General features: G+C 71.6%; 12 protein-coding genes. 4 read left to right on the plus strand and 8 right to left on the minus strand.

Annotated features, from left to right (window positions below; genetic code table 11):
• Nucleotides 1–2: 2 nt before the first annotated feature.
• On the minus strand, nucleotides 3–821 hold the full coding sequence (locus GTY96_RS30965; RefSeq protein ID WP_143904922.1) for a helix-turn-helix domain-containing protein: 819 nt from the start codon (nucleotides 819–821) through the stop codon (nucleotides 3–5).
• A gap of 149 nt (nucleotides 822–970) precedes the next feature.
• Here GTY96_RS30965 and GTY96_RS30970 point away from each other — a divergent pair, with 149 nt between their 5' ends.
• Nucleotides 971–1,378 (plus strand): hypothetical protein, encoded by a 408-nt coding sequence (locus tag GTY96_RS30970; protein WP_143904921.1) that lies wholly within the window; start codon nucleotides 971–973, stop codon nucleotides 1,376–1,378.
• A 54-nt stretch (nucleotides 1,379–1,432) separates the two neighbouring features.
• Here GTY96_RS30970 and GTY96_RS30975 read toward each other — a convergent pair whose 3' ends face one another.
• The gene (locus GTY96_RS30975; protein WP_143904920.1) at nucleotides 1,433–2,335 is read right to left on the minus strand and encodes a LysR family transcriptional regulator; all 903 of its coding nucleotides are present in this window, start codon (nucleotides 2,333–2,335) and stop codon (nucleotides 1,433–1,435) included.
• A gap of 116 nt (nucleotides 2,336–2,451) precedes the next feature.
• Here GTY96_RS30975 and GTY96_RS30980 point away from each other — a divergent pair, with 116 nt between their 5' ends.
• Nucleotides 2,452–3,510 (plus strand): SDR family oxidoreductase, encoded by a 1,059-nt coding sequence (locus GTY96_RS30980; RefSeq protein ID WP_161666595.1) that lies wholly within the window; start codon nucleotides 2,452–2,454, stop codon nucleotides 3,508–3,510.
• A gap of 28 nt (nucleotides 3,511–3,538) precedes the next feature.
• Here GTY96_RS30980 and coaBC read toward each other — a convergent pair whose 3' ends face one another.
• From coaBC to GTY96_RS31005, 5 genes are all read right to left on the minus strand, one after another.
• Nucleotides 3,539–4,756, minus strand: a complete 1,218-nt coding sequence (gene coaBC / locus GTY96_RS30985; protein ID WP_161666596.1) for a bifunctional phosphopantothenoylcysteine decarboxylase/phosphopantothenate--cysteine ligase CoaBC — start codon at nucleotides 4,754–4,756, stop codon at nucleotides 3,539–3,541.
• 40 nt (nucleotides 4,757–4,796) lie between these two features.
• Nucleotides 4,797–7,775, minus strand: a complete 2,979-nt coding sequence (locus GTY96_RS30990) for a carboxypeptidase regulatory-like domain-containing protein (RefSeq protein WP_161666597.1) — start codon at nucleotides 7,773–7,775, stop codon at nucleotides 4,797–4,799.
• Nucleotides 7,776–7,886: 111 nt separating this feature from the next.
• On the minus strand, nucleotides 7,887–9,179 hold the full coding sequence (locus GTY96_RS30995) for a Stp1/IreP family PP2C-type Ser/Thr phosphatase (protein ID WP_143904916.1): 1,293 nt from the start codon (nucleotides 9,177–9,179) through the stop codon (nucleotides 7,887–7,889).
• Between the two features lie 57 nt (nucleotides 9,180–9,236).
• Entirely contained in the window at nucleotides 9,237–9,749 is a 513-nt protein-coding gene (locus GTY96_RS31000) for an FHA domain-containing protein (RefSeq protein ID WP_143904915.1), read from the minus strand.
• Nucleotides 9,750–9,827: 78 nt separating this feature from the next.
• On the minus strand, nucleotides 9,828–10,439 hold the full coding sequence (locus tag GTY96_RS31005; RefSeq protein ID WP_161666598.1) for a hypothetical protein: 612 nt from the start codon (nucleotides 10,437–10,439) through the stop codon (nucleotides 9,828–9,830).
• A gap of 111 nt (nucleotides 10,440–10,550) precedes the next feature.
• On the opposite strand from GTY96_RS31005, the gene GTY96_RS31010 reads away from it, so the two are divergent.
• The gene (locus GTY96_RS31010; RefSeq protein WP_161666599.1) at nucleotides 10,551–10,745 is read left to right on the plus strand and encodes a hypothetical protein; all 195 of its coding nucleotides are present in this window, start codon (nucleotides 10,551–10,553) and stop codon (nucleotides 10,743–10,745) included.
• A 312-nt stretch (nucleotides 10,746–11,057) separates the two neighbouring features.
• Entirely contained in the window at nucleotides 11,058–12,320 is a 1,263-nt protein-coding gene (locus GTY96_RS31015) for a CotH kinase family protein (RefSeq protein ID WP_161666600.1), read from the plus strand.
• A gap of 57 nt (nucleotides 12,321–12,377) precedes the next feature.
• Here GTY96_RS31015 and GTY96_RS31020 read toward each other — a convergent pair whose 3' ends face one another.
• The gene (locus GTY96_RS31020) at nucleotides 12,378–12,995 is read right to left on the minus strand and encodes a DUF2716 domain-containing protein (protein WP_143904911.1); all 618 of its coding nucleotides are present in this window, start codon (nucleotides 12,993–12,995) and stop codon (nucleotides 12,378–12,380) included.
• Between the last annotated feature and the right edge of the window lie 147 nt (nucleotides 12,996–13,142).

Consider the following 13,142-nt stretch of genomic DNA (forward strand, 5'->3'; position numbering starts at 1 on the left):
CCTCAGGTGTCCTGGCGGGCCCGCTCCGAGGCGGCCCGCCGCAGCACCTCCGCCGTGTCGGGATCCGCCGGGAAGAACGACTCGATGGCCAGCTCCGCGAGCGTGATGTCCACGGGCGTGCCGAACACAGTGGTGGTGCTGAACAGGGACAGCCGCCCCAGCGACGTACGCACGCGCAGGGGCACCACCACGCCCGCGAAGTCGCGGGCCTTCGCGTCGCCAGGGGCCTCCGGCACCGGGTAGCCGCGCAGCTCCTCCAGGAGCGCCGCGAGCGTGGCGTCCGCGGTGATGTCCACCTGCCGGTGCAGCCGCATGAGGACGTGGTCGCGCCACTGCCGCAGGTTCTCGATGCGCGGCGCGAGGCCGGAGGGGTGCAGGCTCAGGCGCAGGACGTTGACCGGCGGCTGGAGCATCTCCGGGGCCACGTCCGCCAGGAGCGCGCCCACCGCGCGGTTCGCGGTGACGAGCGTCCAGTGCCGGTCCACCGCGAGCGCCGGGTACGGCTCATGGCCCGCGAGAACCAGCTCCACGGCCTCGCGCGTGGCGCGCAGCGCGGGATCATCCAGGGGGCGCTCGGCGAAGACGGGCGCGAAGCCCGCCGCCACCAGGAGGCCGTTGCGATCTCTCAGGGGCACGTCCAGCTCCTCCGCCAGGTGGAGCAGCATCTCCCGGCTGGGCTGGGAGCGGCCGGTCTCCAGGAAGCTGACGTGACGGGTGGAGACCTCCGCGCGCAAGGCGAGGTCCATCTGGCTCAAGCCCCGCCGCTGCCGCCAGCCGCGCAGCAGCTCTCCCACGGGACGGCTCTGCTGAAGGCTCGTCATGGCGGTGAAGATAGGGGGCCCACGTCAGCGCTTCCATTCCCTCGGAGGTAATCGACAGCGCGCGGGCCGGCTCGCATCTTGACGCTCAGCGACGGACGGCCTCGCGGCCCACTCCGCCGTCTCCACCTCTTCGCGAAGGAACGCGTGCCATGAGCCACAAGAACATGTCGGGAAGCCTGTTGCGCCGTGCGCTGCTGCTGGATGGTGTCGCCAGCGGGGCCATGGGCCTGTTGATGGCGGTGGCCGCGGGCCCCATGGGTCCGCTGCTGGGCCTGGAGCCAGGGCTGCTGCGCGCGGCGGGGCTGGGGTTGATTCCCTTCGCCCTGATGCTCGGGTTCCTCGCGTCGCGGGCCACCCTGCCCGCCTGGCCGGTGTGGTTCGTGGTCGCCGTGAACGCGCTGTGGGTCGTGGACAGCGTGCTGCTGATCACCCACGGCCCGACGGCGCCGACGGGGCTCGGGGTGCTGTTCGTCACGGCCCAGGCGCTGGCGGTCGCGGCGTTCGCGGCGCTGGAGTACGCGGGGCTGCGGCGCGGCGACACCGCGGCCCTGGCCTGAGCGGGCTCAGGGGCCGCGCGGTGGCGCCCCACGTCGCGCCGCGCGGGCCCTGCGTCAGCCCATGCCCACTTCGCTGAAGTAGTCCAGGAACGCTCGGATGCGCGCCGGGAGGTGCTTCGCGGGATCGAGGAACACCGCGTGGAAGACCACGGTGTCCCCCGGATTGCGATCCTCCAGCACCGCGACGAGCCGCCCCGCCTTGACGTCCTCGCGCACCTGGAAGGCCGCGATTCGCGCGAGGCCTGCCCCCGCGAGCGCCAGGGTCCGCAGCGCTTCGCCGTCGCTGGCCGACAGCGTGCCGGAGGTGGGCACGCTCACCCCGGCGCCCCGTTCGACGAGCGGCCACTGCTCGAGGGCGGGCGTGTGGCTGGCCGCGATGCGGGTGTGTCGTTGCAGGTCGGCCACCGTCTTCGGCGTGCCCACGCGCTTCAGGTAGGCCGGCGCGCCGATGATGATCTTGCGCGTCTCCCCCAGCCTGCGCGCGATGAGGTTGGAGGACTTGAGCGGGCCCGCGCGGATGGCCACGTCCGCGCGCTCCTCGAGCAGATCCACCACCTGATCCGTGAGCCCGATGTCCAGGCTGATGCCCGGGAAGCGTTCGCGGAACGCCGGCACGTGGGGCAGCAGGAAGTGCGTGCCATAGGGGACGTTGGTGTTGACGCGCACGCGGCCTGAAGGCGCGTCGTGCGAGGTGACACCGCGCTCGGCGGACTCCAGTTCCGCGAGCACCTGGACGCTGCGCTCGTAGAAGACACAGCCTTCGGCGGTGAGCTGGAAGCCCCGGGTGTTGCGGTGGACGAGCCGCGCCCCCAGGCGGGCTTCCAACCGGGCGACGAGCTTGCTGACCGCCGACGGCGTCATCCGCAGCGTGCGCGCCGCCGCGGAGAACCCTTCCTGCTCGACGACCCGGACGAAGACTTCCATCTCTCCGGAGCGATTGATTTCCAGACGCGCCATTGAATTGAACTCACAAGTCCTGTGCCTGGCGGTGCCCTACCCCGCGTCATGGCACGCGAATACTAGACCTCTCGCGGACCCGAGACCGTCCCGTCCCGAGCCGCACGGAGGACACCATGAACCCCCCCAAGAATGTGGCCCTGGTCGTCGGGGCCAACGGAATCGCCGGACTCAACCTCATCGCCCACCTGGAGACACTCGAAGGGTGGGAGGTCATCGGACTGTCGCGCCGGGGAGGCGAAGCCCGGGAGCGCGTGCGCTTCATCTCGGTGGACCTGCTCGACGCGGAGGACAGCCGAAGGAAGCTGGGCGGGCTGACGCAGGTGACCCACATCTTTTATGCCGCGTACCAGGACCGGCCGACACCCGTGGAGTTGGTGGCGCCCAACGTCGCCATGCTCGTCAACGTGGTGAACGCGGTGGAGCCCATCGCCAAGGGGCTCCAGCACATCAGCCTGATGCAGGGCTACAAGGTCTATGGCGCGCACCTGGGCCCGTTCAAGACGCCCGCCCGGGAGACGGATGCGCATCACATGCCCCCCGAGTTCAACGTGGAGCAGCAGGACTTCCTGGAGCGCCTTCAGAAGGGCAAGGCGTGGACCTGGTCCGCGATCCGCCCCTCCGTCGTGGTCGGCTACGCGATGGGCACGCCGATGAACGCGGCGCTGGCCATCGGGATATACGCCTCCATGTCGAAGGAGCTGGGACTCCCGCTGCGCTTCCCCGGGCCGCCGGCCGCCTACGACATCCTCCTGGACGTCACCGACGCCCGGCTGCTGGCGCGCGCCACCTTCTGGGCGGCGACGAACCCCAAGAGCGCCAACCAGGCCTTCAACATCAACAACGGCGACCAGTTCCGCTGGAGCGAGATGTGGCCGAAGATCGCCCGCATGTTCGACATGGAGGTCGCGCCGCCCCTGCCCCTGTCACTGGTCGACGTGATGGCGGACAAGGGACCGCTCTGGGACACGATGGTGGCGAAGCACGGGCTCGCGCGAAACGCGTACGCGGACATCAACCCGTGGCGCCATGCCCACGGGGTGTTCTCCACGAACTTCGACTTCCTCGCGGACACCACCAAGGCGCGGCGGTTCGGGTTCCAGGAGCACATCGAGTCGGAGGTGATGTTCCGCGAGATCTTCGCGGACTATCGCCGCCTCAAGGTCATCCCCTGAGCGCTTGCGTGTAGCAGCGAGGAGCTGCTCAGCCGCGCGGTGGCACCAGCAGCAGCGACAGGATCTCCGCCGCCACCGCGCGCTTGCTGCCCTCCAGCATCCGGTCCGCCCCCGAGCGCGTGAGCACCGTCACGCGGTTCGTGTCCGTGCCGAACCCCGCGCCCTCGGCGGTGACGTCGTTGGCGACGATGGCGTCCAGGCCCTTGCGCTCCAGCTTCTCGCGCGCGTGCTCCACCACCCGCTCCGTCTCCGCCGCGAAGCCCACCAGCACCGGGCGCTTCGCCCTGCCCGCCACCTTGCGCGACGCCTCCAGCAGCACGTCCGGCGTGCGCACCAGACGCAGGTTCTCCGGGCCCTCGCCCTTCTTCACCTTCTGCGGGGCCCGCGTCTCCGGACGCCAGTCGCTCACCGCCGCCGTGGCGATGAACGCGTCCGCGGACTCCACGCGCGCCAGCACCTCGCGCGCCATGTCCTCCGCGCTCACCACGTCCACCACCTCCAGGCCCGTGCGGTCCACCGGGCCCACCGGCCCCAGCACCACCGTCACCGTGGCCCCCAGCGCCCGGGCCTCGTGCGCGAGCGCCAGGCCCATCTTCCCCGTGGACGGGTTGGAGATGAACCGCACCGAATCCAGGTACTCGCGCGTGGGGCCCGCCGTCACCAGCACCTGCTTGCCGCTGAGTGGACCGCCGCCCAGCCGCGCCGCCACCGCGGACACGATGGCGCCCACGTCCGCCAGCCGGCCCGAACCCACGTCGCCGCACGCCAGCATCCCCGCGCCCGGCCCCACCGTCGTGAAGCGCGGATCCGCCACCAGCGACGCGACGTTCTCCTGCGTCCGGGCGTTCTCCCACATCGCCACGTTCATCGCGGGCGCCAGCACCACCGCGCCCTTGAAGGCGAGCAGCGACGTCGTCACCGCGTCCCCGCCCAAGCCCGCGCGAATCTTCGCGAGCAGGTCCGCCGTCGCCGGGGCCACCACGTAGGCCTCTCCCCAGCGGGCGAGGTCCAGGTGGCCGAAGTTTCCCTCTTGCGCCGGGTCGAAGTAGTCCGTGAGCGGGGGATGCCCCACGAGCGCCTGGAAGGTGAGCGGGGTGACGAACTGGCGCGCGGCCTCCGTCATGGCCACCCGCACCTCCGCGCCCGCGCGCCCCAGCTCACGCACCAGCTCGCAGGCCTTGTACGCCGCGATGCCGCCACCCACGCCGACGATGATCCGGCGACCCTTCAATGCCGATGCGTCCATGCGGCTTCATTACGCGCCAGCCCGTCCGGTCGCAACACGACTACCGCAGGGACACCTCGCCCTGGGAGGGCACCTCCACCGCGCGCACCACCGGGCCCGCCCCCGGCGTCTCCACGTGGAAGGAGCCCCACACCAGCGTGTAGCGACCCGGCCTCAGGCCCTGCACCACCACCCGCTCCGTCATCGGCTGGTAGACGAGCTGCGCGTAGCGCGAGCGCAACAGCTCCGCGGGAGGGTTCCCCACCGCTCCCACGTCGCCCGGCACCACCCACAGCGCCTTGCCCCGCTCCGGCTGGAGCAGCACCGTGAGCGACCCCGTGCCCGGCACCGGCCCCAGGTCCAGCGTCATGTCCGCGCCCGCCACCTGCACCACCACCGCCGGCTCGCCCACGCCCCCGCGCCCGCCCACCACGAAGCGGTAGCTGCCCGGCGACAGGTCCGCGCTGTAGCGGCCGTCCGCGCCCGTGATGAGCGACACGGTCTCGCTGCGGTCCGCGTTGAGTCCATCCACCTGGGACCCCGCCGCGGGCCGCCCGTCCGACAGGTACACCCGGCCCGTCAGGTGCGTCGCGGGCTTGAGCGTCAACTCCACCGGCGCCGTGCTCCCCCGCGGCACCTCCTGCGTGCCGCTCACCTTGCCCTTGCGCGCGGACACGGTGAAGCGCGGCACGAAGGGCGGACTCGCCAGCGTGAAGCGGCCGTCCGGCCCCGAGAGCACCGACCCGTCACACACGTCGCACGTCACCACCGCGTCCGCCACCGCGCCGCCCGACGCATCCCGCACCTGACCGGACACCGATGGCGCCTTCACCAACACCACGTCGCCCATGTCCGGCGTCTTCGACGGGCGGTCCACCACCTGGGGCTCGTAGCCCGGCGCGTCCACCGCGACGATGAGCCGGTCCCCCGCCGTGGACAGCGGCAGCTCGAACCGCCCGTCCTGGCTGTTCACGTCGTGCTCGTCCACGCGGAAGCGGCGCACCGGCTGGCCGGAGTCGTCCACCACGCGGCCCCGGAACGTCGTGCGCCGGCGCATCTTCACCTGCACCGGCGGGCCGCCCGGCTTGCCCTGCGGCCGCTCCATCGCCTCGTAGCCGGTGTGCCGTGCCTCCACCACGTAGGTGCGGTCCGGCCGCAGCGCGCGGAACTCGAAGTGACCGCTCGAGTCCGACTGCACCGGCTCCGCCACGCGCGGCATCACGCTCATCGCCGCGCCCACCACCGGCTGACCGTCCTCGTCCACCACGTCGCCCGCCAGCTGCGCGCCGGGCTCCAGCGTCACCGCCACCTGCTGCGTGGCGCCGTCCTGCATCGTCACGGAGCGGGGCGTCGACTGCAGGTACTCCGGATGCGACGCCATCAGTTGGTACGTGCCCGGCGGCAGCCCGCGCATGGGCACGACGCCGTCCGGGCCAGAGGGACGGTCGCTGCGGAAGATGTTCTCCGGGTCCGCCCACATCACCACGTCCGCGCCCTCCACCCGCCGGCCGCCGCTGGACACCGTCACGTCCACGCCCGCCTTCGCCTCCAGCGACAGCGTCACGTCCGTCGCGGGCGCCGTCACCTGCACGCTGCCGCCGCCCCACTCGGAGTGGTGCGCGTGGAGCGTGTAGAGGCCCGCCATGGGCACCTGCGCCGCGAAGCGGCCGTCCTCGCCCGCGTGGGTCACCTCGCCGGTGGGCTGCACCAGGATGGACACGTTCGACGCGGGCCGGCCGTACTCGTCGATGACCTGCCCGGTGATGAGCAGGGCCTTCGCCAGCTCCAGCTCCAGCGGCGTCTCCCCCTGCGCCACGCGCGCGGGAAGCTGCGCCGTGGTGAAGCCCTCCGCCTGCCCCTCCAGCACGTACTCGCCCGGCGCCAGCGGCCCCAGCTCCGCCAGCGCCCCGGTGGGCACCGCGTCGCGGCGGATGAGGTCGCCCGCCACCGTGCGCAGCAGGAGCTGCGGGTTCGGAACGGGCTGCCCCTCCTCGTCCACCACCGTGACGAGCAGCCGGCCCGCGGCCTCCAGCTCCAGCGTCACCTGCGTCACCCGCTGCGACAGCGTGAGCATCTGGGGCGCGGATCCGAAGCCCGGCGCCTCCGCCGTCACCACCACCTCGTCCGGATACAGGCCGTTGAAGCGCACGGGCGCCCCCTGTGCCTCCGTGTGCTCCTCGCGAGTCAGGTGGTCGCCCCGCAGCCGCACCGTCGCCGCCGCGGGCGCCCCGTCGCGCGTCACGCGCACCTCCAGCGTGCGCGACGGCGTCAGCTTCAGGCGCAAGGGCTGCGAGTCCGCCTCCACCTGCTGCGCCACCGCGGGCTGGAAGCCCTCCGCGTCCGCGAGCACGTAGAAGGGGCCTTCGCCCAGGCCCGACAGGGTGAAGGCCCCGCCCGCCCCCACCACCGCCTCGAAGGGCAGCGGCACCTTGCGCGACACCGCGCGCACCCGCGCCCCAGGCCTCGGCTGGCCGGAGTCATCCACCACCGTGCCGGTGATGCTCCGCAGCGGCGGCAGGTACAGGTCCACCGGCTCTCCCGGCGCGGCCCGCGTCCGGAGCGCCACGCCCAGCCCCTCCGCCTTCGCCCAGACGGAGAAGGACACGCCCGACAGGTGCTCGAAGCGGAACCTCCCCTGCGCGTCGGTGCGCACCGTGGCGCGCGGCGTGAGGAAGCCCTGCTGCTGTTCGAAGAAGGCCCGCGTGTGCAGCGCCGTCTCATGCGCGGTGCAGGCCAGCAGCGCCTGCCCGCATTCATCGCACCGCACGTCCGCCAGCGTCCGCTCCGCCGTGGCCGCGAGCGACACCTCCGCGTCCGCCACCGGCTTGCCACCGCCGTCCAGCACGCGCCCGGTGAGCGTCAGCCCCTCCTGCGACCCCGACGAGACCGCCACCGCGTTGAACGCGGGCATCCCCTGGCGGATGGAGTTGGCGGGAACGGGCGACACGGAGCGCGCGGACGCAGCGCCCCACCGGGGCCCCCACACGATGGCGGCGAGCGCCACCACGGCGGCCACTCCGATGACGAGCCATTTGCGCATGCGGATGCGGGGGGAAACCCTACTCCCCGGCCGGCCCCCCAACGACGGTTTCCCCCGGGAAATTCCGGAGCGTCCTGTTGAGGACGCCCCAGCGGACACCGGGGGTCCCGCTCAGTCCTCGGCGAACGGCTGGATGGCCTGGGCCACGGCCAGCTCCTGCCGCGCCTCGCTCAGCTCCGAGTTCGTCGCGCGCAGCCGGTCGCTCAGCACCTGGACGAAGCTCCAGAGCATCTTCACCGCGAGGATGGCCTCGCGCTTCATCAGCCCCATCAGGTCCGAGCGGGCGATGACCATGGTGCGGGTGGGCTCCGTGGCGCGCACCGTGGCGGAGCGGGGCGCGTTGTCGATGAGGCCCATCTCGCCAAAGTGACCGCCCGAGCGCAGCTCCGCGATCTCCACGCCGTTCTTCTCGATGGCGACCCGGCCCCGGATGACGACGAAGAGCTCCTCGCCCGGCTGGCCCTCCACGACGATCTCCCGGCCCGCCGGGTAGGTGCGCGTGGTGGCGATGGACAGCACCGCCGTCTGTTCCTTGTACGTGAGGTGGCGGAAGAGCGGGATCTTCCGCAGCGCCTCCATGCGCGACTGCGCCTCGCTCGTCTCCTCGCTGGCGAGCGCCGCGCTGTCGCCGGCCACCTTCACCACCACCGCGGTGATGTTGTCCTTGCCGCCACGCTCGTTGGCGATCTCCACGAGCTTGCGCGGCAGGTCCCCGGGCTGCAGGCCCGCGACGAGGGGGAGCATCTCCTCGTCCTCGAGGTAGCCGTGCAGGCCGTCGGAGCAGAGCAGGAACACGTCGCCGGGCATCAGGTCCACGATGAGCGTGTCGACCTGGACCGACTCCTGGATGCCCACCGCGCGCGTGATGACGTTGCGGTACTGCGAGGTGGCCGCCTGCTCCTTGGTGATGGTGCCGGCCTTGAGCTGCGCGGCGACGAGCGTGTGGTCCTCGGTGAGCCGGTGGCACTGGCCGTGGCGCACCAGGTACACGCGGCTGTCGCCCACGTGGCCGATGACGCCCTTGTTGCCCCCCACCGCCAGGCACACGAACGTCGTGCCCATGCCTCGCTTGGAGGCGTCCGTCATCGCCGCGCGGTAGATGTCCGCGCACGCGCGCTGCACCGCCACCTCCACCAGCGCGGCGGCCGCGGAGCGGCTGTCCGCCGTGGGGTTCTGGGCCAGGTCCTTGAGCAGGTGCCGGTTGGCCGCGATGTGCTGCTTGACGACCTCCGTGGCCCGCGCGCTGGCGACTTCACCCGCGGCGTGTCCGCCCATGCCATCGGCGACCATGAACAGGCCGAGCGACGCGTCCACCATCATCGCGTCTTCGTTGTGCTGCCGTTTCCGGCCGACATCGGTCAGCCCGAAGGCTTCTGTGGTCAAGGCCACCGCGAACGCTCCCATCCGTGCCTAGAGGGTGACTCCGCACGTTACGCAGGCCGCCGAAGACGTGGCAAGGCTTCAGGGTTGCAGTCGCACCGCCAGCAGGCGCGCGAAGCCGCCTGCCGTGTAGAAGCTGACCTCCACCTGCCCGAAGCGCAGCCGCATCCCCTCCCCCACCGGCGTGGGTTTGCGGGGCAACAGCCGTCCTCCGGCCGCGTACGAACCGTTCTTCGACCCCGCATCTGTCAGTACAAAACCGGTATCCCCGGCGTCCCGCGAAAACCACGCGTGAAACCGGGACACACTGCCATCATCCAGGACGACGTCGTTGTTGCCGGTGCGCCCCACGGTGATGCCCCGGCCAAAGGCATTGCCCGTGGACTTGACGAGCGGGAAGACGATGGGTTCGTCCTGACCGAGCGTCGGCGGCCCCGCGTTCGTCACGGTGCGCAGCGGGTAGTCCTCCTGGTCGGAGGAGGGAGCCGAGCCCAGGGCGGGCATGAACAGGAGGATGCCGGCGGGGAGCCCCCGCTCGAACTCCTCTCGGTTGCGCAGGTAACGCGCGACGTGGGCACTGAGCAGCTCTGCCATGGACGTGAAGGGGGACGCGGCATCCGGCGCCCATACCGGGCGGCCGGTCCGCGCTCGCTCACGGAGTGTACCCGGTCCCTACCGCCAATCCGCGAAAAATCCGATGTTCACGCCACCCACGAAGTCACGTGCGAAGCTGCGGTTCTTCAGGCCGAAGGGCTCGGCGTAGCCCACGGCGACCCCCAGGCCCAGGTCCTGGAGCTGGTAGCCAATCTGGAGGCGGCCCTGGACGGTGCCCGCGATGCGCCGGTCCGCGGGCTGGGTGGTGAAATGGGCGCCGTAGAAGGTGGGGCCCCCCGTCACCTGGAAGCCCCAGTGGGCCTTGCCGGGCAGGTGGTTGCGGTAGCCGAACCCCAGCTGCGCGGTGTGCTCGTAGTAGGACGTCACCGGCAGCACGAAGCCCTCCCGCGCGGTGTCGGGCAGGGACGCCGCCCACCCCACCCCGCCGTCCAGCACGGCGATCCACGCATCCTTGCGGTCCTGGAAGAGGGTGAACTCCCACGTCAGGTGCAGGTTGGGGATGACCGCGCCGTTGCGCAGCTGCGTGCCCAGGAACACCCCCCGCGGCAGCCACGCGACCGTGGGCGAGACGTGACCTTCCAGTTCGTTCGACCCGCGCGACTGCGCGGACGCGGTCGTGGAAACCAGGGCAAGCGAAATAACCAGCAATGCGCGAGCGAGGAGCGTCATGGGACTCTATCCCCCATGGCAGCGCGCGCTTGTCAACGAAGTGTTCCGTTGGCTATGACACGCGGCGCCCTCCGTGAATCGCGGGAGGGCTTTCTAGGAGCGGGACACCGCATGCCAGTCGTCACGGTCCGGGCCAGCAGCAAGCAGGGTCCGGCGCAGCTCGACACCCTGGTCCGCAAGGTCACCCAGACGACCTCGGGGCTCCTGGAGGAGAACGACCGGGTGCTGGTTGTCTACCGCGAGGGACACGCCAGCCTGTATTACGAGGGTGCGCCCCGCCCGCGCGCCGTGCCGCGCCCGGCCTGAGGCCCGGCTGCTTTCAGCCCACCGACCCGCGCCGTCGCTCGACCTGCCCCCCAGGACGTCCTTGGCATGGCCGCGGGGGCTGCCCACCTTCGCCCCGGCGGCAATGCTCCCCACGCACCGGCCGTGAAAGGCCCGCCATGCCCGCGGGGTCACCGTCGCACCGGCCGTGACCGGGCGCGGAGGGACGGCGAACGCCTCGAGCCCTGAGCCAGGGCAGGCTCCCACCGGAGCCTGGTGCGGGGGCGAAGGTGCGGCGGGCTTCGAGGCGAGGAGGCGGGGGGGATGGGACGAGCGAGGCGTGGGTCCCTGCGCATGGCCCTGGGACTGACGCTGGCGCTGGAGGCGGCCACGTCAGCCTGCCTGCCTGAAAGCCCCTGGGCGACCGACGTCCCCGAGTGCACGCGGACGGCGGGCGCCGCGCTCGAGCAGGAGGAGGATGGGCTGCCGGTGATCCACCTCTACATTGCGCAATCGCTGCCCGACGACGACGACTACCGGCCCGCGCGCGTCTTCTTTCGCGGGCGCTGCTACGCCATCCGGGCCCGCTATCGCGGGGAAACGTCGCAGGCCTTCCCCAAGCGCAGCTTCACGCTCGACTTCGACGATGGGCAGACCCTCGACGCACCCCTGCTCGCGGGCGGGCTCTCCGGGCGGCGCAAGGTGGCGTTGATCAGCCCCTTCAATGACAACTCATACATCCGCACCCGGCTCACCTTCACCCTGTGGAGCATGATGTCCTCCGAACACCTCCAGGTGAAGGCGTTCAGCGCGGTCGTCTATCTGGACGGGCAGTATCACGGGCTCTTCACGGTGGTGGACCACGTCGACCGGCACTCGCTGGCGGCGCAGGGGATGGATCCCGAAGGGGAGCTCTTCAAGGCCGTGGACAAGAGCGCGAACTTCTCCCAGTGGGATGAGGTCGGCAGGCTCAAGAGCACGCTGCATCAGGGCTATGAGAAGAAGGAAGGCGATCCCAAGAAGGGCGACCAGGCCTACGCCAGCATCGAGCAGCTCACCGCCTTCGTGGCGAACGCCCCTCCGGAGCGCTTCCGCGCGGAGCGGGGCGCCTGGATGCGCGTGGAGGACTACGAGGACTGGTGGATGCTGGCCCACCTGGCGGCGCTGTCCGACTCCGTGACCAAGAACGCCTACCACTTCCGTGCGCAAGGGCCGACGGGCTCATGGCGGTACATCCCGTGGGACACGGATGCCAGCTTCGGACAGGACTGGAACACCCTGCGACGGGCCCCTCGGCCGATGGCCACGTTCCCGGAAGAGAACCGGCTGTTCGCCCGGATGATGGAGGATCCGGCCATCCGCCAGCCCCTGCGAGAGCGCTTCCACACCCTGCTCCACACCTCGCTTCACCGGGACGTCGTCCAGGGGCTCATCGACACCTACGCCGCCGAGGTCGACCGCGCGGCCCGGAGGGATGAAGCCCTCTGGGGCGAGGCCTACCGCCACTTCCCGCGCTGGAGCCGGCGCGCGGACATCAACGGCTTCGAGGGCGAGGTGAGCTACATCCACTCCTGGGTGGACGCCCACTGGGATCTCCTGGAAGAGGAGCTCCGCTGAGCGCGACACGGCGGCACCGTCCGCCGGATGGACGCGACGGTCGCCTCCGGGCCGGCATCAATCCTCGGGGCCCAGCCTGCGGGAGCGCAGGAAGAGCGCCGGGGGATCGCGCTCCACGGCGGCGATGAGGCGCGGGCCCAGCAGCTCGTAGGTCTCCGTCTCGATGGGCCCCCGGCCCGGGGCCTCCAGGCCGTCGAAGTTGCCCACGCGGTAGCGCGCCGCGAAGACGAAGTGGAAGTCCTGCGGCGCGAAGAGGTGCTCCGGGTCCCCCGCGGGGTGGACGTCCATGGCCCAGCGCGCGTTGAGGGACGGCGGGTGGATGCCTCGCTCCACCATCTCCATGTGCTCTCGGGTGTAGAGGCCGGTCATCTCCTGGAGCGTGGCGCCCGCCTCGAAGGGGACGTGCGGGTAGAAGCGATAGCAGGGGTGCTGCGGATCCAACGCGTAGAGCCAGCCGCCCGGTGGAGTGAGTTCGCGGAAGACGGCGAGCATCCGCTCCGCCAGGTCGCGGTAGAGCTCCAGCCGGGCGTCATGCTCCAGGCGGAAGAAGGCATCGTCGACGACGAAGCGCACGCAGCCCTGCTCCGGAGCGGGCCACGGGTGATCCAGCGCGTGGCGCTCCTCTTCGCCCGCGAGGGGCATCCAGGCTTCGGGTTCCGGCTTGAGTTCGAGCACGACGACGCCCCCCGCTTCACGTAGGCCCGGGGTATGGCGCGCAACGCGGGGACGGCGCAAGCACCTGTCAGGAGGGGTCGGGGCCTGTGCACGGCATCCGACGTCCCCGGGGCTCGGGCCGGGCGCGGCGGACACAAGGCCGTCACC

It is taken from the genome of Corallococcus silvisoli (assembly GCF_009909145.1).
Taxonomy (GTDB): domain Bacteria; phylum Myxococcota; class Myxococcia; order Myxococcales; family Myxococcaceae; genus Corallococcus; species Corallococcus silvisoli.